Here is a 26,842-nt window from a genome sequence, read left to right as displayed (position 1 = left end):
CGCGCCGCCGTCGAACAGATCCAGTCCCGGGGCGTTGCGGCGGTACGTATCGCCGACATCGCCTCCGCACTGGGCGTCAGCAATGCGCTGGTGCTGTACCACTACTCCACCAAGGAGAACCTCGTCGCCGCGGCCTTCACCTACGCGGCCGAGGGCGACCTCGCCCATCTGCGCAAGCTTCTCGGCCGCCGGACGAGCGCGGTCCGCAGGCTGCGCACCGCCGTCCGCTGGTACGCACCGACCGGACAGGCCAAGGGCTGGCGGCTGTGGATCGAGGGCTGGGCCGCCTCACTCCGCGAGCCGGCACTGCGCGCCGTGACCCGCGAGCTCGACCAGCAGTGGAAGGCCGCGCTGACCGAGGTGATCGCCGAGGGCTCGGCCGCGGGCGAGTTCACGTGCGAGGACCCGTCGGCCGCGGCCTGGCGGCTGACAGCGCTGCTCGACGGGCTCGCCGTACAGATGACGTCGTACGCGGGCACCCTCACCAAGGCCACCATGCTGGAGTGGACTGACGAGGCACTCGCCCGCGAACTGGGCCTGGAGCGCGCCGAGTTGGCGGACGCGACACGCTGAGACCCCGGCCGGTCAGTCCAGCTCGTACACGGCCGTGACCGTGATGCGGTCCTCGACCTGACCGGGCGCGACGGGCACGCTCTCCTTGTCGAACGCGGCGGCGGGCATGGCCGCCGGACGCGACCTCCCGCTCTCCCCCTCCGTCAGGGACACCAGCCTGCCGAGCTTGCGTCCCGCGAGCTCCGCGTGCTGAGCGGCCTTGTCATGGGCATCGCGTACGGCTGCCTTGCGCGCGACGGTCTGCAGTGCGCCCGGATCGGCCACGTCGAAGGACACCCCGGTGATCCGGCCCGCGTCACCCGTCGCGTCCGCCGCCGCCTGGACGACCGCGCCGACCTTGCCGATGTCGCGGATCGTGACGGAGAAGCTCTGCCCCGCCAGGTAGCCGGTCTGCTTGGCCGGGCCACCGGCCTGGTCCTGCTGATAGACGGCGCTCAGCGAGAGCCCCTCGGTCTGTACGTCCCGCTCGGCCACCCCCTGCTTCCGCAGCGCGGCGAGCAGCTTGGCGGCGGCCGCGGACTGCGCGGCCAGGGCCTCCTTGGCCGTGGGCTTCGTGGCCTCCACCCCGGCGCCGAGGACGGCCATGTCGGGGGTCGCCGAAGCGGCGCCCTCCCCGGTCACGGTGACGGTGGCGGGCGCCGGATCCGCGGCGGGGGCGACGCGGGTGACGGCCGCCGCCGGGGAGGCGCCGGCGGTCAGGAGCCCGCCGGCGAGCAGGGCGGCGGCGATCGACGTGGCCACGGCCGACGAAGTGCGTACAGACATCTGGAGTGTGTCCTTCCGGAAGAGGGTCGGGCACATCCCATCACTTCCGTCGGCCAGGGATACTGGGACACGGCGGGTACAGAGAGGTGGAATCGTGGCTCAACAGCACACGGAGTACGACGTCTTGGTGGTCGGCGGCAGCGGAGTGGACACCATCGTCCGCGTCGGCTCGCTGCCCGTGCCGCTCGTCGACTCGGTCCACGTCGGCCCGATCGAGGAGTGGCCGGGCCACACCGGCGGCAATGTGGCGCTGGGCACGCGGGCGCTCGGCCTGCGGTCCGCCCTGCTCGACTACATCGGCGACGACTGGATCGGCTCCCAGGTACGCGAACGACTGGCCAAGGGGGACGTGGAGTTCGCCCCGCTGATCTCCCCAGCGGGCACCCGGCGCGCGGTGAACCTGGTGGACGCCTCAGGCCGCCGGATGTCGTTCTACGACAGCCGCGACCCGGCGGGACTCCGCATGCCCAGGGACCACTACCTCCCGCTGCTGCGCCGCGCCCGCCATGTCCATCTCTCCGTCATGGATTTCGCGCGCCATCTGTACGACGACATCGAGGCACTCGGCGTCCCCTCCTCCACGGATCTGCACGACTGGGACGGACTGGCCGACCACCACAGGGAGTTCGCGCTCCGCTCCGACGTCGTCTTCTTCAGCGCGGCGGGAGCGGGCGACCGCACCGGGGCGGTGATGGCCGAAATCCTCCGCGAGGGCCGCGCCGGGGTCGTCGTCGCGACGGCCGGCGCGGACGGCTCGTACATCCTCACCCGCGAGGGCGGCCCGGACCCGGTCCATGTCCCCGCGACCGTCCCGCCCGCCCCCGTGGTGGACTCCAACGGCGCGGGCGACGCGTACGTCAGCGGCTTCCTGTACGGCAGGCTGGCCGGCCGGGACCCGCTGGAGTGCGCCCGCCTGGGCGCCATGTCGGGCGCCTACGCCTGCACGGCCCCGGGCTCCACCGCCCTGATCGGCGCGACGGAACTCCTCACCGGTCAGGTCCTGGGCAGCGGTTCGTAGACCCCCCGGCGACTCACAGAGGCAGCAGGTCCGGGCGCTTCGCCTCGACATGGTCCCCGGAACTCTCGCCCCGCAGCCGCCGCCCGATCCACGGAACGAGGTGTTCGCGCGCCCAGTGCAGATTGTCGCGCCGCACCTCGGCGGATCCGCGCGGCGGCTCCGGCGGCCAGGGCTGGTCCGGGTCGGCGGGCACGTCCAGGCCGAGGACCTGGGCGGCGCGCAGCGCGACACGGGTGTGCCCCTCCGGCGAGAGGTGCAGCCGGTCGGCGTCCCAGGCACGCCGGTCCTGGATGGTCTTGAGCGACCAGAGGTCGAGCACCGGGCAGTCGTACCGCGCGGCGATGACCCGGACATGCTCGTTGTACGTGGCGATCTTGCCGCGCAGATGGCGCAGCACCGGGACACCGCGGGTGTCGAACCCGGTGGTCACCATGACGGTGGGGACCGATCCGAGCAGGTCGATGAGGGCCTGCTCGAAGCGCTCGGCCGCGTCGTCCGGGTCGGCGCCCGGCCGGATGATGTCGTTCCCCCCCGCGCTGAAGCTCACCAGGTCGGGGGCGAGCTCCTTTGCGCGCGGAACCTGCTCCTCGATGATCTGGCCGAGGAGCCTGCCGCGCACGGCCAGGTTGGCGTACCGGAAGGTGTGTTCGGGTACGCGGTCGTCGAGGAGCACGGCGAGCCGGTCGGCCCAGCCCACAAAAGTCCCGTCGGGGCCGGGGTCGCCGACTCCCTCGGTGAAGCTGTCCCCGATTGCCGCGTACGAGCCGATAAGGTCACTCTTCTTGAATCTCGAATCGTCTGCCACAAAGACTCATCCTGCATCTCGTGGTGTGACCTACGCGACCGTATAAGGGGTTGACGTGGGGTGATCTAAACCACCGAGTCAGTTTTGGGTAAAGCCGGAATAAGTGGAAGGCCGGCTCACCACGAAGTCGGTGATCTTGAAATGGCTGGTCACCGTGCGGAATGCGAAGTACCCGTTCCGGTACGGCGCCGGGTCGTCGTAGTCGAAGACCAGCTCTCCGTCGCGCCACCACTGGTCCTTCCGCCCCGCCGAGACGATCCGCACGCGCTGGGGCTCATCGGGTGTCAGCAACGGCCGGGTGCGGTCGAAGACCAACGGCCTGACGCCCGCCTCGCCGACGTAACGGCGCAGCCTGGTGGTGGTGTTGCCGTTGGCGCCGTAGCCGACGTAATAGGTCGTGAGGTAGTCGTACTCGGCGAGCGTCCCGCCCCGCGTGGTGGCGAAGAGGTCGTGCGGCGAGCGGACGTCGGTGGCGTTCCAGAAGTTGTTCAGGTCGGAGACCCGGTCGTTGGCACCGCCCGCGGAGACCGCGGTGGCGGTGTACTCGATGATGTAAGGACCGCGCAGCCGCTCCTTGAACCAGACCGTCGCACCGCCCGGCACATCGATGTCGAGGACTCCGCGCGCCGCGGTGACACTGCCGCCGCTCTCCAGCTCAACGGCCCATGCGCCGAGGCCGTGGCGGAAGTCGTCATGGGCGAAGGGCCGCCCGCGGCGATGACGCGAAGCGGCGCTCGCCGCCCCGGGAAGCGCGGCGGTGAGCGCGGCCCCGGCGGCCATGACCCCGAAGGCCCTGCGAGAAGTCGTCATGCGGTGGAGGCTCCTGTGCGGTGAGGGACAACGTGTTCCGCCGTCCACTCTGGCGCTCACCGCACTGCCTGTCGATGCGCTTCGACGCGGTGCCACACGAACGCAACACCCCCCACACAAAGCCGCGTTGCCCCGGCGCGCGGAAGAGGCCATGCGTGCGCAACGGGCGCATAATCATCAGGTTGTGCGCGTCGGCCACCGTCAGGGTCCGGGACCGGCGACGAGGGCCGGGCCGTCACGGGGCGGCTCGTCCTGGCGAACCGCCCCGACTCACGGAGCCCCTCGGCCACCACGGTCTCCCGCTGCTCCTCCCCCAGGCTGAAGTCCGTGATGCCCACCCCTGAACAGTCGACGGTCATCGTCCTGTCCCGTACGCCGGGCTGTTCCAGGTGCGTCTGGTCGCGGCCGACCAGCGCGGGGAACAACTCCGCGTTCCCCGCCGGGAGATCGGGCAGGATCTGTACGCCGAAGGTCGGCCAGCGCGATTCCTTGCCGTCCTTGCGGTCGAAGATCTCCACCGCGAAGTTGGACAGCACCCCGCCGTCGACGATCACCGACGACTCCTTGGTGACGGGGTCGGTGAGCGTACAGGGACGGAAATAGAAGGGGATCGACAGCGAGCAGCGCACCGCCTCCGCGAGGACCCCGGCGGTCAGGGTGTCGCTGGCGTGGATCAGGACCGCCGCGCGCAGCTCCTGCTCCAGGCGGTCACCGTGGCTGGTGAGCAGTCCGAGACCGAGCAGGACGGTGCGCATCCCGAACATCCGGAAGGCGTACACGGCGGCCGGGTTGGGCGGCGATTCCGGGTCGATTCGGCCGATGAAGACCTTGAGCGCGAGGAGTCCTGTGGTGCCGTTGACCAGCCGGATCCCGGCCGGCCAGTAGACCGCTGCACGCTTCCCCGCCATGGCGCCCTCCCCCCTGTGAGGCTGCGACGCTACTCGGCGGTCGGCGGCGGCGGATACGCCAGATTCGGGCCTCTTACTCGATCTGGTCCGGCTGTTTGCACCGGCGTACGACAAGCCGCTCGTCCGCAGACGGCAGCGCGGGGGCCGCCACGGACCCACCGGCCGTGGCGGCCCCCGCGCTGCCGTCGTGACTCATCCGCCCCACCGGAGCGGAGCGTTCATGGCCGGGTTGCGTCAGATGCGCCGCAGCCGGAAGACCGCGGCGTCCAGGTCTCCGCGCAGGCCCGTCCGCAGCCCTCGGTGGAGCAGTACGGATCCACGGTGGACGGCCCCGGTGTCCAGGCATTCGTAGGCGGCCGACGGGTCGATTCCCTTGAGCCGTACGGCCGGTGGCTCTTCTCCGTAGTGCTGCGCCTGCAGCCATGCCAGCACGACGACGGTCTCGTCCCGTACGTACTGAACGGCGCTCAGTCCGCCCTCGGGTGCCCGCAGCCGGTAGAGCTCCCCGCCCTGCACCACGGGCCTGATCTTCTTGTAGAGGTCCACCCAGCCGCGCGCCTCGGTGAGCTCGTCCTCGCTCCACTCGGTGAGGTCGCCGCCGACCCCGAGCACTCCGGCCATCGCGCTCACGAACCGGAAGCGGAGCGAACTGGTCCGGCCGTTGAGCTGCGCATTGGGACTGTCGGTGACCCAGGCCGCCATCACCCGCGCCGGATGAATCTGGCTGAAGCCGTCCTGGATGGCGAGCCGGTCGAGCGGATCGGTGTTGTCGGAGGTCCACACCTGGTCCGTACGGGAGAGGATCCCGAGGTCGACCCGGCCGCCGCCACCTGAGCAGGACTCGAAGGCCACCTTGGGGTGCGCGGCGCGCAGCCGGTCCAGGAGTGCGTAGAGCCCCTCCACATGCTGGACCCACAGCTTCTGCGGATAGTCCTCGCCCGGCCATCCGGCATCGGTGAAGCAGCGGTTGAAGTCCCACTTCACATAGTCGATGGGCGCCGAGGAGAGCAGCGCGTGCAGCTGCTCCCACAGGTATTCCCGTACATCCTCGCGCGCGAGATTGAGCACCAGCTGATTGCGGAACTCCGTCCGCCGCCGCCCGGGGTGATGCTGCACCCAGTCCGGGTGCGCCCGGTAGAGATCGCTGTCGGGGTTGACCATCTCCGGCTCGACCCAGATCCCGAACTGCATGCCCAGGGAGTGGACTTCGTCCGCGAGGGGCTTCAGCCCACCGGGGAAGCGGTCAGGGTTGGGCGTCCAGTCGCCAAGCCCTGCCCGGTCGCTGACCCGCTGCCCGAACCAGGCGTCGTCGACGACGAACAGCTCCACGCCCATCTCCGCGGCCCGCCGCGCGAGCACCCGCTGCTGCTGCTCGGAGATGTCGAAGGTGGTGGCCTCCCAGGAGTTGTAGAGGACAGGACGCACCTCGGCCGCGTCGGGAATCACCTGCGCCAGCTGCCAGGCGTGCCACGCCCGGCTCGCCCCGCCGAAGCCTCCGTCGCTCCACAGCCCGGCGAACACGGGCGAGGTGTACGACTCCCCCGGCGTGAGCCGCACCAGTCCCGATTCGTCGTACCCGGCACCGCCGTTGATCTGCACCGCGCCGTCCGGCAGCTGCTGTACGGCGATCCGCCACGACCCGGACCAGGCCAGTGCGCATCCGTAGACCTGCCCGTGATCCTCGGTCGCCCCTTCCGCGTCGAGCGCGACCCAGGGCAGATGCTGGTGCCCGGTGTGCCCGCGCCGGCTCGACAGCACCTTCTCGCCGTACGTCAGATCCGACCGTACGAGCCGGCTCTCGGCCGCCCACCGGCCGTGCAGCTGGCTCAGCCGCCACTGGTCGCGCACCGGCAGCGTCCAGGTGGCGCCGTCCGCCCGCAGGACTTCCAGCGCCTCGCCGTCGCCCTCGTGTGCCACCGTGACCCAGCGCTCGATCACGTCGAAGCCGTCCCGCACCCGGTAGTGCAGGGTGACCCCGAGTCCGTGCGCCGAGTCAACGAACCGCAGCCGCAGTTCGTCCCCGTCGACCGCGGAGTCCACGAACCGCCACTCGGTGCCGCGCACTTCCCGGGTACGTACCGAGAGTGCGGGCCGTACGAACCGACGCCCGCCCTCGACCGGATACTCCTCGCGCCCGTCGAGCGGCGACTCGAACCCCGAGGCCCGGGGCGGCGGTTCGGCGGCGAGGGCCTCGGCGTCGGCGGGGGAGATCCGTGGCCCCCAGTGCAGATGCAGCAGCTCGTCGTGTTCCGTCAGATGCAGTGCATAGCTGACTCCGGTCCCGGAGAGCACCCAGGTACGACCGTTGCCACCGAACTCAATCATCCAGACCCCCAGATCCGCACAGGTGCGAACATCATGGGTGGCCGGACGCCAGAAGGGCAACGCCTCTGTCAGAGGCAGCCGGGACAACTGCCCCGAGAAGCCATGTCGTATCGTCGAAAAGCCAAGGTCAGACGGCAAGGACGCCACACACACCGAGGAGCCCCCGTGACACAGCAGTTGCCGCAGATTCCGTCGACAGAGCCCGAGCTGGCCGGAGTGCGCAACTTCCGTGATGTGGGCGGTCTGCCGACAGCGGACGGCCGGCAGGTGCGGTATGGAAAGCTCTTCCGCAGCGGCCATCTCGCGCACGCCACCGAGGCCGACGCCGCGTTCCTCTCCACCCTGGGCCTGCACACGATCTTCGACTTCCGCAACGCCGCCGACCACTCCCTGGAGGGTGCGGACGTCGAGCTGCCCGGGGTGCGCAATGTGAACATCCCCCTGACCGACCCGGCCGACGGCGCCGAGTTCTGGACGATGGTCCGCGACGGCAACCTCGACCAGCTGCGCTCCATACTCTCCGACGGCAAGGCCGCTGACCGGATGGCGGCCTCGTACCGCTCAATGATCAAGAAGCGCACCGCCGAGCACAGCCGCGTCCTGCACGCCCTGGCCGACGACAGCGTCCCTGCTCTGATGCACTGTGCGGCGGGCAAGGACCGCGCGGGCCTCTCGATCGCCGTCTCGCTCCTGGCGGTCGGCGTCGAGCGCGACGCCATCGAGGCCGACTACCTCAAGTCGAACGACCCGCACCGCCGCTACAAGATCAAGCGCGGCGACAACTCCCCCGCCGCGATGTCCCCCGAGATCATGGCGCTGCTCAGCCCCCTCTTCGAAGCGCGCGCCGACTATCTCGCGAACGCCTTCACCACCATCGAGGAGGTCTGGGGCACCACCGACCGCTACCTCTCGGAGGGTCTCAAGGTGACGGACGAGACGCGTGAGCGGCTGCGCGAGCGGCTGCTCACCGCTGACCGCCGAGTGTGAAGAGCAGATAGACGAAAGCGGCGAAGAGGTGGCCCGCCACCAGATAGGCGAAGAGCCGGATGACGAGTCCCCGCGGGAACTTCTTCTCCTCGTTCATGGTCGACATGGGCGCACGCCTCTCGTTGCGGATCAGTGCAGATCAGTGCAGATCAGGGGACTGCAGCAGGGTGTGTACGAAGAGCAGCCCGACCCCTTCGCGGGTGACGGCGGCGATCCGGTGCGGGGTCAGCGAGTCGAAGTGCGCGCTGTCCCCCGGCTCCAGCTCGTGCACGGCATCGCCGAGGCTCAGCCGCAGCCGTCCTTCGAGTACGTACAGCCACTCCTCGCCGGGATGGACCCGGACGAGATCGCCCTGTGCCCCGTACGGCACCTCCAGGCGCAGCGCCTGGAGCGCCCGCCCCGAGCCACCGGTCCGGTGGTAGGTCCACCCGTCGGCGACAACGGGTTCCTCACGTCCGGAGCGGATGATCGGGTCCCGCTCCGGCGGCATCTCGCCGAGGAGCTCGGACACTGTCGTACCGTAGATGCGGGCGAGCGAGAGCAGCATCGGCAGCGAAGGCTGACGGGCGCCGGTCTCCAGCCGGGAAAGATGAGCTGCGGAGAGGCCGGCCCGGCGGGCGGCGGTTTCCAGGGTGATACGGCCACGGCGGCGCAGTTCGCGGAGCCGGGGTGCCACATCGGGGAGCTCGTCGGCAGGAGTGCTCATGTACTCCATGACGCCAGATCTGTGCCTCAGAGGCAAATTTCTTGCCTCTGAGGCAAAAACTCACCGGTTGGCGACGGCCTGCTTCACCAGCGTCCTGCCGAAGTCCCACATCAGCCCGCCCCCGCCGTGCGCGTCCTCCATCACGGCAGTGAAGGCCTCCACGAAGCGGTCGACCTCCTTCTCGCCGATCGTCAGCGGCGGAATCAGCTTGATCACTTCCAGGTGGTCACCCGACACCTGGGTCAGGATCCGGTGCTTCTGCAGCAGAGGTACGACGACCATCTGCGCGAACAGCCCCTTTCGGGCGGCCTGCAGCATGGTCCACCGGCTGCGCAGCTTCAGCGAGGAGGGCCGGCCGAACTCGATGCCGATCATCAGGCCCCGGCCGCGAACGTCGTGCAGCAGCTCGTAGCGCGGGACGAGCGCGGCGAGCCGCGCCTGGAGCAGTTCCCCGGTGGCCCGGGCGTTCGCCACGACCTCCTCGTCCTCCATCACCGAAAGGACCGCGAGTCCGGCCGCCATGGCCTGCGCGTTGGACCCGAAGCTGGCGGAGTGCACCAGCACCCGGTCCATCGAGGAGTAGACCTTCTTGAAGATCCAGTCCTTTCCGAGCGTCGCACCGACGGGCACATACCCGCCCGACAGCGCCTTGGCCACACAGACCAGGTCCGGCTCGACGCCCTCCTCGTGCTGGTACGCGTAGAAGTCCCCGGTCCGCCCGAGGCCGGTCTGCACCTCGTCGGCGATCAGCAGCGCCTTGTGCCGGTGCAGCAACTCCTGCGCCGCGCGCAGGAATCCGGGCGGCGTCTCGTGCACCCCCTTGCCCTGGATCGGCTCGACGACGAAGCCCGCCACATCACCGCGCTTCAACTCCCGCTCCAGCGCGGCGAGATCACCCATCTCGATCGCGGTGTCCGGCAGCAGCGGCGCGAAGCCGTCCCTGAACCCCGCCTCGCCGTTCACCGAGAGCGCCCCGGTGGTCAGCCCGTGGAAGGCGTGCGTGCAGTAGAGGATCCTGGGCTTCCCCGTCGCGTACCGGGCGAACTTCAGCGCGGTCTCGACCGCTTCCGTACCGCTGTTCCCGAAGAACACCCGGTCCAGGTGCGGCGAGTGCTGGAGCAGCCGCTCCGCCAGCAGGCCCGGCAGCGGCTGGCAGTCGAACCGCGTCAGGTCGGCGAGCGAGGCGTCCAGCACGTCGTGCAGTGCTTTGCGGACGACCGGATGGTGCCGGCCGATCCCCATCACGCCGAAACCGGCGAGCATGTCGAGGTAGTCCTTGCCCTCGGCATCCCAGAAGTACGCGCCCTCGGCCCGCTCGTAGACCTTGTCGAAACCGATGGTGTGCAGCATGCGCGGCAGCTGGTGGTTCAGATACCGCGCATGCAGCTCGTAGCGCTCACCGCCCCGCTCGGCCAGCAGGGTCGCCAGATCGAAACCCTTTGCGGGCGAGGTCGCGTCTTCCGTCATTCTTCTCAGTTCTCCTTAAGGGCCAGGGCGGCGCTGATCCGTCCCGCGATCTCCACGGGCGTGAGCCCGATGTCGGCCAGCACTTCTCCCCGCTTGGCGTGCGCGAGGAACTGTTCGGGAATGCCGAAGGTCCGCAGCGGTACGTCGACCTCGGCGTCCCGCAGCGACTGCCCGACGGCCGAACCGACGCCGCCGGTACGGCTGTTGTCCTCGACCACCGCCACCAGCGAGTGAGCCGCCGCGAGCGGGGCGAGCGCCGGGTCGACGGGCTTGACCCAGCGAGGGTCGACCACAGTGCAGCCGATCCCCCGCCCTTCGAGCAGTTCGGCGGCCTGCAGGCAGACGGGCGCGAGGACCCCGACGGCCACGAGCAGCACCTGCGGATCGTCGGCCCGATGGAGTACGTCGACCCCGCCGACCCTGTCGATCGCGGGAATCGGTGCCCCTACGGACTCCTTGGGGAAACGCAGGACGGTCGGCGCGTCGTCCACGTCCACCGCCTCGCGCAGCTGCGCCCGCAGTTGGTCGGAGTCGCGCGGGGCCGCGATCCGCAGCCCCGGCACGACCTGCAGGACGGACATGTCCCACATGCCGTTGTGCGACGCCCCGTCGACACCCGTGACACCGGCCCGGTCGAGGACGAAGGTCACCCCGCACCTGTGCAGTGCGACATCCATCAGCACCTGGTCGAAGGCCCGGTTGAGGAAGGTCGCGTACACGGCGACCACCGGATGCAGCCCGCCTGTCGCAAGACCGGCGGCGGACACCGCGGCGTGCTGCTCGGCGATGCCCACGTCCCAGACCCGGTCGGGGAACAGCTCGGCGAATTTGGTGAGCCCCACCGGGTGCAGCATCGCAGCCGTGATGGCGACGACGTCCGGCCGTTCGGCCCCGATCGCCGCGATCTCGTCCCCGAACACCGAGGTCCAGGAAGGACCGTTGGACGGGGCGAGGGGCTCGCAGGTGAGCGGGTCCATCACACCGACGGTATGAAACCGGTCGGCCTCGTCCTCCAGAGCCGGCGGATAGCCCCGGCCCTTCTCGGTCAGTACGTGCACGAGCACAGGCCCGTGGAACCGTTTCGCACGGGTCAGAGCGGACTCCACGGCCGCTTCGTCGTGCCCGTCGATCGGCCCGACGTACTTGAGCCCGAGGTCCTCGAACATCCCCTGTGGCGCGAAGGCGTCCTTGAACCCCTTCTTCGCCCCGTGCAAGGACTCGTACAACGGCTGCCCTATGACCGGCGTGTGCTGCAGGACATCCTTGCCCCAGGCGAGGACCCGCTCATAGCCGTCGGTCGTGCGGAGCGTCGCGAAATGGTTGGCGAGGCCCCCGATCGTCGGGCCGTAGGAGCGCCCGTTGTCGTTGACGACGATGATCAGCGGGCGGTCCTTGGCGGCCGCGATGTTGTTGAGCGCCTCCCAGGCCATGCCGCCGGTGAGCGCCCCGTCGCCGATGACCGCGACGACATGGTCGCCGCGCCCCAGCACCTGGTTGGCCTTGGCGAGGCCGTCCGCCCAGCCCAGCACCGTGGAGGCGTGGGAGTTCTCGATGACATCGTGCTCGGACTCGGCCCGCGAGGGGTAGCCGGAGAGGCCGCCCTTGGAGCGGAGCTTCGAGAAGTCCTGCCGCCCGGTGAGCAGTTTGTGCACATAACTCTGGTGCCCGGTGTCCCACAGGATCCGGTCGGCAGGCGAGTCGAACACTCTGTGCAGGGCTACGGCGAGCTCGACCACCCCCAGGTTGGGCCCCAGATGGCCGCCCGTCCTGGCCACGGCATGGACCAGGAACTCTCTGATCTCCCCGGCCAGTTCGCCGAGTTCCGTCTCTGACAGTGCCTTGAGATCGTGCGGCCCCCGGATGCTTTCCAAGATCGTCACGCCTCGGCCCCCTCTCGGATCTGTTCAGCTCACGGTGACGTCGACAGGGCCCGAGGGCACTCCCGCGTCTTCCATGGTTTCTGCGATCTTCATGGCCTCTTCGATGAGGGTCTCGACGATCTTCGACTCGGGTACGGTCTTGACGACCTCACCCTTGACGAAGATCTGCCCCTTCCCATTGCCCGACGCGACCCCCAGATCTGCCTCACGCGCCTCACCGGGCCCGTTGACGACACATCCCATGACGGCTACCCGCAAGGGCACTTCCATGCCCTCAAGACCGGCACTCACTTCGTCGGCGAGTTTGTAGACGTCGACCTGGGCCCGTCCGCACGACGGGCAGGAGACGATCTCCAGCCGCCGTTGCCGCAGATTGAGCGACTCCAGGATCTGGATGCCGACCTTGACCTCTTCGGCGGGCGGCGCGGACAGCGAGACCCGGATGGTGTCGCCGATCCCCTCCGAAAGGAGTGCGCCGAACGCGACCGCGGACTTGATGGTCCCCTGGAAGGCGGGACCTGCCTCGGTCACCCCCAGATGCAGCGGGTAGTCGCAGGCAGCGGCCAGCTGCCGATAGGCGTTGACCATCACCACGGGGTCGTTGTGCTTGACCGAGATCTTGATGTCCCGGAAGCCGTGCTCCTCGAAGAGCGAGGCTTCCCAGAGCGCGGACTCCACCAGCGCCTCGGGTGTCGCCTTGCCGTACTTCTTCAGCAGACGGGCGTCCAGCGAACCGGCGTTGACGCCGATCCGGATCGGCGTCCCCGCGTCCGACGCGGCCCGCGCGATCTCCCGCACCTTGTCGTCGAACTGCTTGATGTTGCCCGGATTCACCCGCACCGCCGCACACCCGGCGTCGATCGCCGCGAACACGTACTTCGGCTGGAAGTGAATGTCCGCGATCACCGGGATCTGCGATTTGCGCGCGATGGTGGCGAGCGCGTCCGCGTCGTCCTGCGTCGGACACGCCACCCGTACGATCTGGCAGCCCGACGCCGTCAGTTCGGCGATCTGCTGCAGCGTCGCCCCGATGTCGGACGTACGCGTCGTGGTCATCGACTGCACCGATACGGGCGCGTCCCCGCCGACGGCCACCGACCCGACCTGGATGCGCCGCGAAGTGCGGCGCATCGCGAGCGGCCGGGCCGGCAGCTCGGGGAGGCCCAGTGCTACAGGCACTCCAGTGGACATGACGTCACCCGCGGTTTCCGGAGACCGTCTCGCGTACGGCGCGGATGGATTCCTTGAGGGAGCCCATCGTGGCCAGGACGGCCGTCGGCTCGTAACCGCAGTGCGCCATGCAGTTGGCACAGCGCGGGTCCTTGCCGCGTCCGTACTTGTCCCAGTCCGTCTCCTCGATGAGCTCCTTGTACGTGGGTACGTACCCGTCGCTCATGAGGTAGCAGGGCCGCTGCCATCCGAAGAGGGAGTAGTTGGGGATCGCCCACGCGGTGCACGGGAAGTCCGCCTTGCCCTCCAGGAAGTCCAGGAAGAGCGGCGAGTGGTTCAGCCGCCACTTCTTCCTGTTGCCGCCCGCGAACGCCTTCTTGAAGAGTTCGCGGGTCTGCTCCACGCCCAGGAAGTGCTCCTGGTCGGGCGCCTTCTCGTAGGCGTACGCGGGCGAGATCATCATCTCGTCCACGTGCAGGTCGTCATTGAGGTAGTTGAGCACCTCGATGATCGTCTGCGGGGTGTCGGTGTTGAAGAACGTGGAGTTGGTGGTGACCCGGAAGCCTCGGCGCTTGGCCTCCTTGATGGCCTCCACGGCCTCGTCGAACACCCCCTCTTTCGCTACGGACTCGTCGTGCCGTTCGCGCAGCCCGTCGATGTGCACGGCGAACGCGAAGTACGGCGACGGCGTGAACTTCTCGATCTTCTTGCGCAGCAGCATCGCGTTGGTGCAGAGGAACACATACTTCCTCTTCGCCACCAACTGGCGCACGATCTCATCGATCTGAGGGTGCATCAGCGGTTCGCCGCCGGCGATGGAGACCATGGGAGCGCCGGATTCCAGCACCGCCCCCACTGCCTGCGCGACCGGCATGCGCTGCTTGAGCACTCCTGCGGGATGCTGGATCTTCCCGCAGCCCTCGCACGCGAGATTGCACGCGAAAAGTGGTTCCAACTCGACGATCAGCGGGAACTTCTCGCGCTTGCGGATCTTCTGTTCAAGGAGATACGTCCCGACCCTGATGGTCTGGCGGAGCGGCATGGCCATCTAGCTCACCTCCTGGGGAGCAGCAAAGAACGGTGCCATTCAAAGAAAGCCGGTAGGACGGCACGGAGAACACGGAAAGCGGATATTCCCCCGCGAACCGTCCCAATGCGGACGAGTTCATGTTCCGGAGCGTCCACGACCACTCGTACGGCCGCAACCGGGCGGGGCCCGGTTCGAACAGCGCTCCATAGCGTCGCCGCGGACTCCATGTCCACGGCGATCGCCCCTGTGGCACGCAACTCTTCCCGCTCATGGCCGCGTACCACATGGTCTGATCCGGTCAGCGGACCGGTGTGGATCCCGCGCCCGGGCAGGATCTCGGAGAGCGCCTTGACCAGCGTCTCTGTGCCCACGCACGGAGTGATGCCCCTGGGGTCCCTCGTCTCCTCGGCGACCACCAGGTCTCCCGGGTGCATGCCGGGCGCGAGCCCGGCGCAGAACCCGGAGGCGATCACGGCGGCGTCCCTGGTGGGGAGCTCGCCGAGAGTACGGGAGACGGCGTAGTCGGCGGCCTCGGGCCCCATGCCCGTACGGAGAACGGCGAAGGGCCCTGGCGCACCGCCGCGGCTGCCACCGCGCAGCGCGAGCCTCTCGATGCCCAGCGCGCAGGCGATCAGCAGCGGCGTACTGCCCTGGGGACCGGTCATCGGACCCCCTGCCGGTCGGGGCCGAAGGGCTCCCCGTGGACATAGCGGCCGAGCGCCGTGAGCGGGAAGACCTGGCGGTAGAGGTTGTAGTTGATCGAGAAGTCCCAGGGGAAACCGGTACCGGTGAAGTACGGCTCGTCCCAGGACCCGTCCTCCCGCTGTGTCTCGGCGAGCCAGGCGACGCCCCGCTCCACGGCCTTGCCCTCCCGCTCCCCCGCCGCGAGAAGCGCGAGCAGCGCCCAGGCGGTCTGGGAGGCGGTCGACGCGCCGTGCCCGATCCACTTCTCCTCGCGGTACGAGCGAAGGTCCTCGCCCCAGCCGCCGTCGTCGTTCTGTACGGATTCCAGCCAGGTCACCGCCCGGCGGATGGCCGGGTGCGACATGGGGAGTCCGGCCGCGGTCAGCGCGGGCAGCACCGACCCCGTGCCGTAGATGTAGTTGACGCCCCAGCGGCCGAACCAGGCGCCGCTCGTCTCCTGTTCCGCGAGCAGCCATTCGATGGAGCGCCGGGAGCGCGGATCGTGCGCCTTGCCCTCGACGGCGAGCATCTCCAGGACGTGCGCGGTGACATCGGCCGACGGAGGGTCGATGACCTCGCCGAAGTCGCAGAACGGCAGCCGGTTGGGGAAGGCGCTGGTGTTGTCCGCGTCGAAGGCCCCCCAAGCCCCGTTCTTGGACTGCATGCCCAGGTTCCAGCGCACTCCGCGTTCGACGGCCGCTTCCAGCCGTGCGGGCTCGGGGTGGCGGACCCGGCGCAGTGCGAGGACCACCTCGGCGGTGTCGTCGATGTCCGGGTAGTTGTCATTGTGGAACTCGAACGCCCAGCCGCCGGGGGCGAGATCCGGCCTGCGTACCGACCAGTCACCGGGCCGTGAGATCTCCTCGCCCAGCATCCAGTCCGCTGCCTTGACCAGCGCCGGGTGATCGGGGCGCACCCCCGCGTCGGCGAGTGCGATGGTCGCCAGACAGGTGTCCCAGACCGGTGACTGACAGGCCTCGATCATGCGGGCGCCGTCCTCGCGCCAGATGGCGAAACGGTCCAGCGACTCCAGGCCCGCGCGCATCACGGGGTGGTCCAGGTCGTATCCGACCAGGTGCAAGGCGATTACCGAGTACACGGCGGGCGGCTGGATGCCGCCCCAGCAGCCGTCGTTCTCCTGCCGCTCGATGATCCAGCGCGCGGCCGCGTTCATCGACGCCTTGCGCACCGCACGCGGGGCGACCCGGTGGTAGAAGTGCAGACCCTTGTCGATACGCTGGAAGACCCCGTCCCAACTCGTCATCGGCGCAAGACGCTTGGCCGGATTGGGATTGCGCGCATCGGCGTGCAGCTCGTCGAGCGCGAAGGGAGCCGGACGCACCGGACGCTTCGCCGACACCACGGTCAGCGGCACGATGGTCTGGCGTGCCCAGCAGCCGAAGTCGTAGATGTTGAGCGGAAGCCACTTCGGCAGGAAGATGATCTCCGGTGGCATTTCGGGGAGATCGTCCCACTTCCACCAGCCGAAGAGCGCGAGCCAGATCCGGGTGAAGACCCGGCTGGCCGCGATCCCGCCGTGCCGGCGGATCCAGGCGGAAGCACGCGCCATGTGCGGATCGTCGGGGGCGTCCCCTGCCAGCCGCAGGGCGACGTACGCCTCGATGGTGGTGGAGAGTTCACCGGGGCCCTCGTGGAACGTGGCCCAGGTGCCGTCGTCGCGCTGCTCGCCGCGGATGAACAGTCCGGCGGCCTGGACGGTCCTCTCGTCCTGGATCCCGAGAAACTGCCTGAGCAGCAGGTCCTCGGCGTCCATGGTGACGTTGGTCTCCAGGTCGCCCTTCCACCAGCCCTCGGCGTCCTGCGTACCCAGGAGATAGTCGACCGAGCGAGCCGCGGCCCGTTCCGCGGCCTCGAGCACCTCGTCCGCGGCGGGAGTTGATTCGGTTGTTTCGCTGGCCGCGGCTGCGCGGGGCTCCATGGCCCCGGTGCTTCCGTCGGTCGTCGCTGTCATGGCTTCCCCTTACGTGCAGTGGTTCTTCTGCTGTGCTGGGGTCTCCGTCGGCCGACGTCCTGAAGGGGGCGCCGGCCGGCGACTGCGAGTCATATAGAGGAAAGGGTCATCGCTTTCGTACGACCACGAAGTCCGCGAGCGCGACAAGCTGAGCCCGGACCTGTTCCGGCATATCGACTCCGTTCAGTGCCTCGATCGCGATGGCGTGCTGCCTGCGGGCCTCCTGCGAGGTCCACTCGCGACCGCCGGCCTCTTCGATCAACGCGGCCCTGGTGGCGAACTCTTCCTCGGAGAAGGTGTCGAAATCATTACTCTTGGCGTCGGCCGCGAGCAGTTCACCGAGACGCTCCGAGGCCGGGCCGCCCGCGGCGAGCGCGGCGACGACCGGCAGGGACTTCTTGCGCTGGCGCAGGTCGCTCCAGGTCTGCTTGCCCGTTGCCTCGGGGTCGCCCCAGATCCCGAGCAGATCGTCGACCGCCTGGAAGGCGAGACCCAGGTGGTAGCCGTACGACTCGAGGGTGTCGGCCGTATGGTCGTCCGCGCCGCCGAGCACCGCGCCGATGGAGACGGCGCAGGCGAGCAGAGCGCCCGTCTTGTTGCCCTCCATCTCCAGGCACTCCTCGACGGTGACCCGCTCGCGGTGCTCGTAGGAGATGTCCTGCGCCTGACCGTCGATCAGCTTCCGCGTCGCGGTGGTGAGCCGGCGGGTGGCGCGGCCGGCCTCGACCGTGCCGATTTCCAGGAGAAGCTCGTTGGCGAGCGCGAAGAGCGCGTCGCCGACGAGGATCGCCTGAGCCGGACCGTGCACCTTCCACACGGTGTCGCGGTGGCGGCGCTGCTCGTCGCCGTCCATCAGGTCGTCGTGCAGCAGCGAGAAGTTGTGCACGAGTTCGACGGCGACCGCACCGGGGATGCCGACCTCGGCGGCGGCGCCGGCCGCCTCCGCGGACAGCAGCGCCAGCGCGGGACGTACGGCCTTGCCGCCGTCACCGTCGGAGGGGCGGCCTTCGGCGTCGATCCAGCCGAAGTGGTACGCGGCGACGGTGTCCATGGGCGGCGCGAGCCGGTCCACGGCAGCACGCAGCACCGGTGAGGACAGGGTCCGTCCGCGCTCCAGAAGCGCAACAATATCGACGGTGTCTGCGGCCGGGGTCACAGGCTCTCCTCTTGTTCCAGTTGCAATGCTCATGCCGCCTCCTGAAGCGGATGTTCGTGAGGGCGGCCCAGCGCGGAGAGCGCGGCGCCCGCGGCGCTGAAGCCGCTGCGCACGGCGCTCTCCATGGTCGCGGGCCAGCCGGTGGCGGTCCACGCGCCGGCCAGGTACAGGCCGGGGGCGTTGGTGGCCGCCGTGGGACGCAGGCGTCCCACGCCGGGGGTCGGCGCGAAGGTCGCCGTCCGTTCCCGGGTGACGAAGAAGTCCCGTACCTCCGCACCGCGGGCGGCGGGCAACAACCGCTCCAGCTCGGGGAGGTAGCGCTCGCGCAGTACGGACACGGGCTCGTCGATGTCGTCATCGGCCGCGGACTGCGACAGGGCGAGGTACTGGCCGCCGCCCTTCAGACCCGAGGCGTCCGTACGGTCGAAGACCCACTGGACCGGGGTGCCCAGGGCCGCGAAGAAGGGCTGCCTGAGGACCTTGCGGTCGTAGACGACATGGATGTTGAGGATCGGCGCGGTCCCGATCTCCAGAAGACGGTCCGCATCGTCGAGCGCGCCCGCGGGCAGCAGCGCATGGGCCTCGCGCTGCGGGACGGCCAGGACCACGGCGTCCGCCTCAAGCGTCTCGCCGTCCACCTGAACCTCCCAATTACTGTTCTGTGCAGGGGAGATACCCAGGACTCGGGTCCGCAATTCGGTGCGCACGCCCGCAGAGTCGAGAGCCTTGCGCGCCAGCGTGTCGTGCAGCTCGCCGAGCGGTACGTGCGCCCAGCCGATGTCGGCCGCGCCGGGCTCGGAGAGCAGTCCGGTCTTGAAGACCATCGCGGCAAGGCCCAGTGAGGCATGGGGCGCCGTGGCGTTGAGTGTCGCGACGCCCACCAGGTCCCAGAGGGCCTCGATGGTGCGGTCCGACTGGCCGTGACGGCCGAGCCAGCTCGCGAAGTCCACGTCGTCCAGGGCCGGGTCGGCCAGGTCGAGTCCCTTGAGCGCGAGTGCGGCGCGTCCGACGCTCGCCCGTTCGGCGAGCGAGAGGTGCGGGTACGTCGCCAGGCTCTTCAACAGGTGCAGCGGTACGGGCAGTGCCGAGCGGCGCAGCCGTCCCAGCCGGGGGCCGCGCGGGTGCGCGACATCGAGGACGGGTACGTCGAGCCGGTCCTGCAGCGGCGCGAGTGCCGCCCCGTCGACGCGGTCGAGGAACCAGCGGTAGGCGGTGCAGCAGCGCAGATAGACATGCTGGCCGTTGTCGACGGTCAGTTCACCGCGCTGGAACGAGAAGGCGAGCCCGCCGAGCCGCGGACGGCCTTCGACGAGCGTCACCCGCATTCCCGCGTCGGCGAGTTCGAGTGCCGCGGTGATCCCCGCGAGACCTCCCCCGACGACGACCGCGCGTTCGCCGACGGGTGCGGCCGCCCCCTCGGGACGGCCGGCCGGTCGTGCGATCGGCCCATCGGGCCGCACTCCATCGGCTGTCATGCTTTCTCCCCCTCGGCCCTGTTGTCCAGGTGCGGACAACAGGCCGTTGCAGTCAGGGACGCGGCGGCGGAGCGGAGGGTTGCGCGCCGGTACGGCGAATTCCTGGCGGGCCCGTCATCGCCGCAGGGGGATCTGTCACGGTCCATCAAGCGCGCCTCCGCGCCTTCTGCCGGGTGATGCTCCGGGTGTCGAGGCCGGAGAGTCCGCGCACCGCGACGTACGCCTTCTCCCTACCGGGCAGCGAGACGCGGCCGCGCAGCACCGCCTCGGGGTCGCGCTCGATGCGGTCGAGCAGACGCCGGTAGATGCCGGCCATGGCGGCCACGCAGGCGCCGCTGCGCCGGTCGAGCAGAGGCAGCAGCCGGTAGCCCTCGGCGAAGAGGGCGCGGGCGCGCCGGACTTCGAAGTGCACCAGGCCGGCGAAGTCCGATCCCGGCGGCGGTGTGGAGCTGTGGAAGCCCGCGGAACAGCCGAACTTGGCCAGGTCGTCGGCGGGCAGATACGTACGCCCGTTGCCCGCGTCCTCGCGTACGTCCCGCAGGATGTTGGTCAGCTGCAGGGCGAGGCCGAGCGTGTCCGCGTAGTCGAAGGCCTTCTCCGACGTGCCGGGACCTGTACCGAAGATGCCCAGGGAGAGCCGGCCGATGGCCCCTGCCACACAACGGCAGTAGACCTTGAGGTCGTCCCACGTTTCGTAGGTCTCCTCGTGCACGTCCATCAGTACGCCGTCGATGAGTTCGTCGAGGCCGCCGAGCGGGATCGGGAACCGGCGCGCCGCGTCGGCGAGCGCCACGGCGACCGGGTCGGTGTCGTCCTCGTCGATCGCGCCGTCGCGCACCCGGCCGAGGAGATCGCGGGTCGATTCGAGCCGCGTCTGCTTGACGTCCGGCGGGAGCTCCCCGTCACCGATGTCGTCGACGCGACGCGAGAAGGCGTACAGCGCGGACATGGCCTGCCGTTTGTCGGCGGGCAGCAGCCTGATGCCGTACGCGAAATTCCGTGCCTGCTGACCGGTCACGGCCTCGCAGTAACTGTATGCGGCCATCACCGGCGCAGATAGCTGCGCGTGTCCCTCCACGGTCCGGCTCACCCCTCTCTACGCGTTCCTCGCAAGACGGCTCCCACTTCGCGCAGCAGGACGGGCTTGGTGGGCTTGGGCGGTCCCGGAAGTACGTCGTACCCGGCGGCGGCGACCGCCCGGAGAGCGGCGCTTCCTCCGGCCACGAATCCGGCGAGCAGCAGCTTGAGCCTGCCGTGGACGCTCCCCACCAGGGGGGCGCCCTCGTTCAGCAGTTCCCGGGCGCGTGCCGCTTCGAATGCGACCAGCGCGCGCACCGATGCGCCCGCGCTGGGTACTGCCAGATCCGCTTCCCGGACATGGAACCGCTTCATGTCCTGGGCGGGAAGATAGATGCGGTCGCGGCCGAGGTCCTCGGTCACGTCCTGGAGGTGCTCGATGATCTGCAGGGCGGTGCAGACGGCGTCGGAGCGGCGGATGCGCTCGGGGGTCGCGGTGCCGGTCAGCTGGAGGACGAGGCGGCCTACGGGGTTGGCTGAGAGCTCGCAGTAGGCGAGGAGGTCCTCGTACGTCTCGTAGCGCCGCACCGTCTGGTCCTGGCGGTTGGCCGCGATGAGCCCGAGGAAGGGCTCGGGCGCGAGGGAGCGGCGGCGGACCGCCGGCTGGAGCGCGCGCAGGAGCGGATGACGGGGTGTGCCGTCGAAGACGCGTCCCAGGTCGGCCTCGAAGGCGTCGAGCATCGCGATGCGATCGTCGGCCAGCGCGGGGTCGAGGCCTAGGCTCCGGGCCTCGGCGGGGGCGTTGGCGAGGTCGCCGTCACCGATGTCGTCGACCAGCCGGGCGTAGCCGTAGACCGCCATCAGGTCGTCGCGCCAGGCACGCGGCAGGAAGAAGGGCGCGACGGGGAAGTTCTCGTCGGCGGCCTTGTCCAGCGTGGCGCGCGAAGTCGGGTCGGTGCGCGCTTCCCCGGGCCCCGTCACCATGCACTGCCCGGTGAGGGTACGGCGAAAGCATCGCGGAGCTGGAGATCGTCCGTTGCCATTGCCGTCACATCTCCCGTTCTACACTGCCGACCCAATACATCCCATTTCGGACACGCCGCCCGAGTCCCGGAGCGGAAGGACCGCCCACGGACGAGACACCGTGGGGGTATCGCCCCACTTGCCGCGAATCAGCACCGGTACAGCTTACGTTGTACAACGCTCAGCACCGCGGCGGGGTGTTGGGCGCATTACAAGAACACTCCAATCCGCGCCAACCTTCCCCTGTCGCACCGGACTTGACGATCACTTGACCCTCAGGACCCTCAGGGCGCGATGAGCCCCGCGGTCACCATGGCCACGGTGCGCTCGACGACCACCTCCCGGACAGGGTCAGGCAGCCGTCGCATCGGCCCGTCGAGAATCAGCATGCACAGACCGTGCACCGCGGCCCAGGCCGCGGCCTCCGCCGCGGGCCGATTCCCCTCCGGCATCCGGCCCGACGCCACCAGGGCGTCGAGTGCGTCGGTGAGCAGGACGAAGGCCCGGTACTCGGGCTCCGTCCCCGCGGGCGTCACCCCGCCCCACTCCTTCTCGTCACTGATCAGGTGGGGCGAGCAGAACGCGGCGCGGTAGAGACCGGGCTGCCTCAGGGCGAAGCGGACATAGCCACGGCCGATGGCGGCGAGGCGCAGCTCGGCGGCCTCGCCCGGGTCCTCGGAGCGGGGCGCCTCGGCGGCGGCCTGCTCCATGGAGTCCGCGAGGGCCTGCTGGCCGTGCACCTTCACCGCGTACAGAAGATCCGCCTGTCCCGCGAAGTGCCGGTAGGCGGCGGTGGGCGAGACGCCGACGCGCCGGGCCGCCTCGCGCAGGACGACCTTTTCGGGGCCGCCGTCGGTCGCGAGCTCGACCGCGGCGGTGATCAGCGCATTGCGCAGATCACCGTGGTGGTAGCCGGACTTGCCCCCCGAGATCGCTGTCATAAGTTCATCCTGCCCGATGTTGACAGGATTAACATCCGCTGGGACCGTCAGAGTTGACACCGTAAACATTGGGAGGGAATGCCGTGTTGCACAAGATCGCAGAGCTGGCACTGCGCCGGGCCCGGCTCTTACTCGTCCTGGCCGCCGTGGCGGTCGTCGCCATGGCCGCCCTCGGCTTCGGCTTCGGCGCCTTCGGCAAACTGCTCGGCGGCGGATTCGACGATCCCCAGGCCCCGTCGGCGCGCGCCCAGACCCGGATCGACCAGAAGTTCGGCGGGGAGACCAACCTGGTCCTACTGGTACGGACCGACGGATCGGCAACCGGCGGGCTCTCCTCGCCCGCCGTCGAAGCCCGCGGACGCTCGGTGACCGACGGGCTGAAACACGAGGCGACGGTGTCGGGAGTCGTCTCGTACTGGGATGCCAAGAGCCCCCGGCTGATGTCCGAGAACGGCAGCGAGGCCCTCGTACTCGCCCATGTGAAGGGCAACGACAGCGAGGTCGGCGACCGGGCGAAGGTCCTGATCGAGCGTTACGCGGGCGACCGCGGTGGGGTGAGCGTGAGCGCCGGCGGGGTCGCGGCGGTGGGCGACGAGGTGACCACCCAGGTCTCGAAGGATCTGGCCACGGCCGAGATGATCGCCATTCCGCTGACGCTCCTTCTGCTGGTGCTCGCCTTCGGGAGTTTTGTCGCCGCGCTGCTTCCCCTGGTCATCGGACTCGTCGCGATCCTCGGCACCTTCGCCGAGCTGTTCGTCCTCGGGTCGCTCACCGATGTCTCCGTCTTCTCCATCAACCTGACCACCGCCCTCGGACTGGGCCTCGGCATCGACTACGCGCTGTTGCTCGTCAGCCGCTTCCGGGAGCAACTGGCCTCCGGGGCCGAGGTCCCCGACGCGCTGCGGACAACCGTGACGACGGCCGGGCGCACCATCGTCTTCTCCGCCGCCACCGTGGCGGCGGCCCTCGCCGCGCTGCTGGTCTTCCCGCCGTTCTTCCTGCGCTCGTTCGCCTACGCGGGCATCGGTGTGGTCGCCGTCGCGGTACTCGGGGCGCTCTTCGTCGTACCGCCGCTCCTCGCGGTGCTCGGCCACCGGATCAACAAGGGACGGCTGCCGTGGGCCTCGGCGGTACGCCGGGCCGACGCACCGTTCTGGGGGCGGCTCGCCGGTGCGGTCATGCGCCGGCCCGCGCTCACCGCGCTGCCCGTCCTGGCCCTCCTGCTGCTGGCCGCCAGCCCCTTGCTCGGTGTCACCTTCGGCACCCCCGACGAGCGGGTGCTGCCCGACACGGCGACGAGCCGTCAGGTCGCCACCGCCCTGCAGCAGGACTTCGGGGGCAGCGACAGCGGGTCCGTGCAGGTGGTGACCGAGGGAGCCGTGGCCGCAGGCCCGCTCGGGGAGTACGCACGGCGTCTGTCGCGACTCGACGGAGTCCTGCGGGTCGACGCGAGTTCAGGGTCGTACAGCAAGGGGCAGGGCCGGCCCGCCGGTCCCGCGGGGGCGGCGCTCGGGCGGGCGGACGCCCAGCGGATCGAGGTCGTCTCCGGGCTCACGCCCAAGTCGGGTGCCGCGCAGGACCTCGTACGCGAGATCCGTGCGCTCCCGGGCCCTTCGGGGACCGCGACGCTGGTCGGCGGGACGGATGCGCGCCTGGTCGACTCCAAGCACTCGATCGGCATCAGGCTGCCCCTGGCCGGGGGCCTGATCGCGGTGACGACCTTCGTGCTGCTCTTCCTGTTCACCGGCAGCGTCGTGCAGCCGCTGCGGGCACTCCTGCTCAACGCGGTGAGCCTGTCGGCCTCCTTGGGCGCGATGGTGTGGATCTTCCAGGACGGGCATCTCGCCTCGCTCCTCGGCTTCACACCACAGCCGCTGGACACCTCCATGACCGTGCTGCTCTTCTGCGTGACCTTCGGTCTCTCGATGGACTACGAGGTCTTCGTGACCAGCCGGATGAAGGAGCTGCACGACGCGGGGGCGGACCGTTCGACCGTGGTGACGCAGGGGCTCGCCCGGACCGGACGGATCGTCACCATGGCGGCCGGGCTGCTCGCGGTCAGCTTCTTCGCCTTCGGTACGAGCTCGATCAGCTTCCTGCAGATGTTCGGCATCGGCAGCGGACTCGCCATCGTCATCGACGCGGTGGCCGTGCGCGGGATCCTGGTGCCCGCCGCCATGCGGGTCCTGGGCGGCCGCGCCTGGTACGCGCCGCCGGTGCTGCGCAGGCTGCACGGGCGGGTGGGGCTGGCCGAGACCGCGGAGGTGAAACGGTCCGCCGGGGTCTGAGCCCGGTCACGTACGGAAAAAGGCCCCCGCCGGACCCTTTTACGGGATCCGGCGGGGGCCTCTTCGCGGTGGACCGGACTACCTGCCGGTCTCCTTCTCGTACGCCTTGATGACCTCGTCGGTCGGGCCGTCCATCAGGAGCTCGCCCTTCTCCAGCCACAGGACGCGGTCGCAGGTGTCCCTGATCGACTTGTTGCTGTGGCTGACGAGGAAGACGGAGCCCGCCTCCTTGCGGAGTTCGCGGATGCGCTCCTCGGAGCGGATCTGGAACCTGCGGTCACCGGTGGCGAGCGCCTCGTCGATCATCAGCACGTCGTGGTTCTTGGCCGCCGCGATGGAGAAGCGGAGCCTGGCCGCCATGCCGGACGAGTAGGTCCTCATCGGCAGGGTGATGAAGTCGCCCTTCTCGTTGATGCCGGAGAAGTCGACGATGCCCTGGTAGCGCTCGCGGATCTCCTCGCGGGACATGCCCATGGCGAGACCGCCGAGGATCACATTGCGTTCGCCCGTGAGGTCGTTCATCAGTGCCGCGTTGACACCGAGGAGGGAGGGCTGGCCGTCGGTGTATACCTTGCCGCTCTCCGTCGGCAGCAGGCCGGCGATGGCCCGCAGCAGGGTGGACTTGCCGGAACCGTTGGTGCCGATGAGACCGATGGCCTCGCCGCGGTACGCCGTGAAGGAGACCCCGCGCACCGCGTGGACCTTGCGGACGCCGCGTGCTTCGCCCTTGCCCCGGCCGATCATGCGGCTGAGCGCGGCGGTGGCACTGCCCTTGCCGCCGCCCACCCCGTTCACCCGGTAGACGATGTGCACATCGTCGGCGATGACGGTGGGGACCCGCCCCTGAACCTTGTCCTCAGCCACGGCCGTACCGTTCCTCTGCCTTCCAGAAGTACACAAAGCCCGCGCCGCCGACGAGGATCGCCCAGAGCAGCGCGGCGATCCACACATGGTCGGGGAGATTCGACGAGCCGTAGCCGTCGATGAGCGCATAGCGGATGAGATCCATGTAGATCGCCGCCGGGTTGTACTGCAGCGTGTCGCCGATCCACGCCGGCTTGTCCGCGAGCATCACCGTGATCGAGAACATGACGCCCGAGGCGTACATCCAGGTCCGCATGATGAACGGCATCAGCTGGGCCAGGTCGGGGGTCTTGCTGCCGAGACGGGCCATGATCAGCGCCATGCCGGTGTTGAACACGAACTGCATGGCCAGCGCGGGGAGGATCAGCAGCCAGGAGAGCGAGGGGTAGCTCCCGAAGGCCACCGCGACGATCACCAGCACGATCATCGAGAACAGCAGCTGCTGGAGCTGCTGGAGCGCGAAGGAGATCGGCAGTGAGGCGCGCGGGAAGTGCAGTGCCCTGACCAGGCCCAGGTTCCCCGAGATCGCCCGTACACCTGCCATCACCGAACTCTGGGTGAAGGTGAAGACGAAGACGCCCGTGACCAGGAAGGGGATGAAGACCTCGGTGGTCATCCCCCTGCCAGAGTGCATGATCACGCCGAAGATCAGGTAATAGACCGCCGCGTTCAGCAGTGGGGTCGCCACCTGCCAGACCTGGCCCAGCTTGGCCTGGCTGTACTGGGACATCAGCTTGGCCTGGGAGAAGGCCATGATGAAGTGGCGCCGGCCCCACATCTGCCGTACGTACTCAAAGAGACCGGGCCGGGCGCCACTGACCGACAAGCCGTACTTGGCGGCGAGTTCCGCCGGGGACAGACCGTCGTCGGGAGACGGTGGGACGCTCAAAGCGACCGATCCGTCTTGGGTTGTGTCACTCACAGGTTGAAACTTTCGTGTTCAAGATGTGCAGCCTGACCGGGTGCAGGCTCCGGCAG

General features: G+C 69.5%; 26 protein-coding genes. 4 read left to right on the top strand and 22 right to left on the bottom strand.

Features of this window, described 5'->3' with window-relative positions; all coding sequences use genetic code 11:
• The coding region (locus tag J0695_RS06980; RefSeq protein ID WP_206960965.1) for a TetR/AcrR family transcriptional regulator at window positions 1-573 on the top strand (573 nt) is incomplete at its 5' end.
• A 12-nt stretch (window positions 574-585) separates the two neighbouring features.
• Here J0695_RS06980 and J0695_RS06975 read toward each other — a convergent pair.
• Window positions 586-1,338, bottom strand: a complete 753-nt coding sequence (locus tag J0695_RS06975; RefSeq protein ID WP_206960964.1) for an SIMPL domain-containing protein — start codon at window positions 1,336-1,338, stop codon at window positions 586-588.
• Window positions 1,339-1,432: 94 nt separating this feature from the next.
• Here J0695_RS06975 and J0695_RS06970 point away from each other — a divergent pair, with 94 nt between their 5' ends.
• Complete coding sequence (locus tag J0695_RS06970; RefSeq protein ID WP_307798466.1) at window positions 1,433-2,356, top strand: carbohydrate kinase family protein; 924 nt, start codon at window positions 1,433-1,435, stop codon at window positions 2,354-2,356.
• Window positions 2,357-2,369: 13 nt separating this feature from the next.
• Here the strand turns inward: J0695_RS06970 and J0695_RS06965 are convergent, their stop codons facing one another.
• The 5 genes from J0695_RS06965 to J0695_RS06950 form a co-directional block, all read right to left on the bottom strand.
• Window positions 2,370-3,161 (bottom strand): SGNH/GDSL hydrolase family protein, encoded by a 792-nt coding sequence (locus J0695_RS06965; RefSeq protein ID WP_206960963.1) that lies wholly within the window; start codon window positions 3,159-3,161, stop codon window positions 2,370-2,372.
• 78 nt (window positions 3,162-3,239) lie between these two features.
• On the bottom strand, window positions 3,240-3,971 hold the full coding sequence (locus J0695_RS06960; protein WP_206960962.1) for a DUF6250 domain-containing protein: 732 nt from the start codon (window positions 3,969-3,971) through the stop codon (window positions 3,240-3,242).
• 56 nt (window positions 3,972-4,027) lie between these two features.
• Window positions 4,028-4,879: a patatin-like phospholipase family protein gene (locus J0695_RS06955; protein WP_206960961.1), complete on the bottom strand. Its 852-nt coding sequence runs from the start codon at window positions 4,877-4,879 to the stop codon at window positions 4,028-4,030.
• A 73-nt stretch (window positions 4,880-4,952) separates the two neighbouring features.
• Entirely contained in the window at window positions 4,953-5,075 is a 123-nt protein-coding gene (locus J0695_RS45105) for a hypothetical protein (protein WP_277989949.1), read from the bottom strand.
• 38 nt (window positions 5,076-5,113) lie between these two features.
• Complete coding sequence (locus tag J0695_RS06950) at window positions 5,114-7,204, bottom strand: alpha-galactosidase (protein ID WP_206960960.1); 2,091 nt, start codon at window positions 7,202-7,204, stop codon at window positions 5,114-5,116.
• 165 nt (window positions 7,205-7,369) lie between these two features.
• Between J0695_RS06950 and J0695_RS06945 the strand changes: the two genes are divergently transcribed.
• Complete coding sequence (locus tag J0695_RS06945) at window positions 7,370-8,191, top strand: tyrosine-protein phosphatase (protein WP_206960959.1); 822 nt, start codon at window positions 7,370-7,372, stop codon at window positions 8,189-8,191.
• On the opposite strand, the gene J0695_RS43725 is transcribed toward J0695_RS06945, so the two are convergent.
• From J0695_RS43725 to J0695_RS06885, 14 genes are all read right to left on the bottom strand, one after another.
• Window positions 8,169-8,297 carry a DUF6126 family protein gene (locus J0695_RS43725; RefSeq protein WP_242552312.1) on the bottom strand — a complete coding sequence of 43 codons (129 nt, stop codon included), beginning with the start codon at window positions 8,295-8,297 and terminating at the stop codon, window positions 8,169-8,171. The two genes, J0695_RS06945 and J0695_RS43725, sit on opposite strands and share 23 nt — an antisense overlap.
• 33 nt (window positions 8,298-8,330) lie before the next feature.
• Window positions 8,331-8,897, bottom strand: a complete 567-nt coding sequence (locus J0695_RS06940; RefSeq protein WP_206960958.1) for a helix-turn-helix domain-containing protein — start codon at window positions 8,895-8,897, stop codon at window positions 8,331-8,333.
• 60 nt (window positions 8,898-8,957) lie between these two features.
• The gene (locus J0695_RS06935; RefSeq protein ID WP_206960957.1) at window positions 8,958-10,364 is read right to left on the bottom strand and encodes an aspartate aminotransferase family protein; all 1,407 of its coding nucleotides are present in this window, start codon (window positions 10,362-10,364) and stop codon (window positions 8,958-8,960) included.
• Window positions 10,365-10,369: 5 nt separating this feature from the next.
• On the bottom strand, window positions 10,370-12,244 hold the full coding sequence (gene dxs, locus J0695_RS06930; RefSeq protein WP_206960956.1) for a 1-deoxy-D-xylulose-5-phosphate synthase: 1,875 nt from the start codon (window positions 12,242-12,244) through the stop codon (window positions 10,370-10,372).
• Window positions 12,245-12,268: 24 nt separating this feature from the next.
• On the bottom strand, window positions 12,269-13,435 hold the full coding sequence (gene ispG, locus J0695_RS06925; protein WP_206960955.1) for a flavodoxin-dependent (E)-4-hydroxy-3-methylbut-2-enyl-diphosphate synthase: 1,167 nt from the start codon (window positions 13,433-13,435) through the stop codon (window positions 12,269-12,271).
• A gap of 4 nt (window positions 13,436-13,439) precedes the next feature.
• A complete protein-coding gene (gene hpnH, locus J0695_RS06920; protein ID WP_206960954.1) occupies window positions 13,440-14,462 on the bottom strand; it encodes an adenosyl-hopene transferase HpnH in 1,023 nt (340 codons plus the stop codon).
• Window positions 14,463-14,467: 5 nt separating this feature from the next.
• The gene (locus J0695_RS06915; protein ID WP_206960953.1) at window positions 14,468-15,109 is read right to left on the bottom strand and encodes a phosphorylase family protein; all 642 of its coding nucleotides are present in this window, start codon (window positions 15,107-15,109) and stop codon (window positions 14,468-14,470) included.
• Complete coding sequence (shc, locus tag J0695_RS06910; protein ID WP_206960952.1) at window positions 15,106-17,100, bottom strand: squalene--hopene cyclase; 1,995 nt, start codon at window positions 17,098-17,100, stop codon at window positions 15,106-15,108. The genes J0695_RS06915 and shc overlap by 4 nt, the downstream gene beginning before the upstream one ends.
• A 106-nt stretch (window positions 17,101-17,206) precedes the next feature.
• Window positions 17,207-18,289: a polyprenyl synthetase family protein gene (locus J0695_RS06905; RefSeq protein WP_206960951.1), complete on the bottom strand. Its 1,083-nt coding sequence runs from the start codon at window positions 18,287-18,289 to the stop codon at window positions 17,207-17,209.
• The gene (gene hpnE, locus J0695_RS06900) at window positions 18,286-19,731 is read right to left on the bottom strand and encodes a hydroxysqualene dehydroxylase HpnE (protein WP_206960950.1); all 1,446 of its coding nucleotides are present in this window, start codon (window positions 19,729-19,731) and stop codon (window positions 18,286-18,288) included. The genes J0695_RS06905 and hpnE overlap by 4 nt, the downstream gene beginning before the upstream one ends.
• Window positions 19,728-19,877: a DUF6380 family protein gene (locus J0695_RS45605; protein WP_372445713.1), complete on the bottom strand. Its 150-nt coding sequence runs from the start codon at window positions 19,875-19,877 to the stop codon at window positions 19,728-19,730. Before J0695_RS45605 ends, hpnE begins: the two co-directional genes overlap by 4 nt.
• Entirely contained in the window at window positions 19,877-20,821 is a 945-nt protein-coding gene (gene hpnD, locus J0695_RS06895) for a presqualene diphosphate synthase HpnD (RefSeq protein WP_206960949.1), read from the bottom strand. Before hpnD ends, J0695_RS45605 begins: the two co-directional genes overlap by 1 nt.
• Window positions 20,818-21,732, bottom strand: a complete 915-nt coding sequence (gene hpnC / locus J0695_RS06890) for a squalene synthase HpnC (RefSeq protein WP_206960948.1) — start codon at window positions 21,730-21,732, stop codon at window positions 20,818-20,820. The genes hpnD and hpnC overlap by 4 nt, the downstream gene beginning before the upstream one ends.
• Before the next feature lie 323 nt (window positions 21,733-22,055).
• Window positions 22,056-22,712 (bottom strand): TetR/AcrR family transcriptional regulator, encoded by a 657-nt coding sequence (locus J0695_RS06885; protein WP_206960947.1) that lies wholly within the window; start codon window positions 22,710-22,712, stop codon window positions 22,056-22,058.
• Between the two features lie 83 nt (window positions 22,713-22,795).
• Here J0695_RS06885 and J0695_RS06880 point away from each other — a divergent pair, with 83 nt between their 5' ends.
• Window positions 22,796-25,000, top strand: a complete 2,205-nt coding sequence (locus J0695_RS06880) for an MMPL family transporter (protein WP_206960946.1) — start codon at window positions 22,796-22,798, stop codon at window positions 24,998-25,000.
• 78 nt (window positions 25,001-25,078) lie between these two features.
• Here J0695_RS06880 and J0695_RS06875 read toward each other — a convergent pair whose 3' ends face one another.
• Both J0695_RS06875 and J0695_RS06870 read right to left on the bottom strand, forming a co-directional pair.
• Window positions 25,079-25,864, bottom strand: coding sequence for an ABC transporter ATP-binding protein (locus tag J0695_RS06875; protein ID WP_206960945.1), 786 nt, complete (start codon window positions 25,862-25,864; stop codon window positions 25,079-25,081).
• Window positions 25,857-26,786 carry an ABC transporter permease gene (locus J0695_RS06870; protein ID WP_206960944.1) on the bottom strand — a complete coding sequence of 310 codons (930 nt, stop codon included), beginning with the start codon at window positions 26,784-26,786 and terminating at the stop codon, window positions 25,857-25,859. The genes J0695_RS06875 and J0695_RS06870 overlap by 8 nt, the downstream gene beginning before the upstream one ends.
• Window positions 26,787-26,842 lie beyond the last annotated feature (56 nt).

Source organism: Streptomyces beijiangensis (assembly GCF_017315755.1).
Taxonomy (GTDB): Bacteria; Actinomycetota; Actinomycetes; order Streptomycetales; family Streptomycetaceae; genus Streptomyces; species Streptomyces beijiangensis.
The sequence above is the reverse complement of the archived record's forward strand: the minus strand, read 5'-3'. Positions and strand labels throughout refer to the sequence as shown.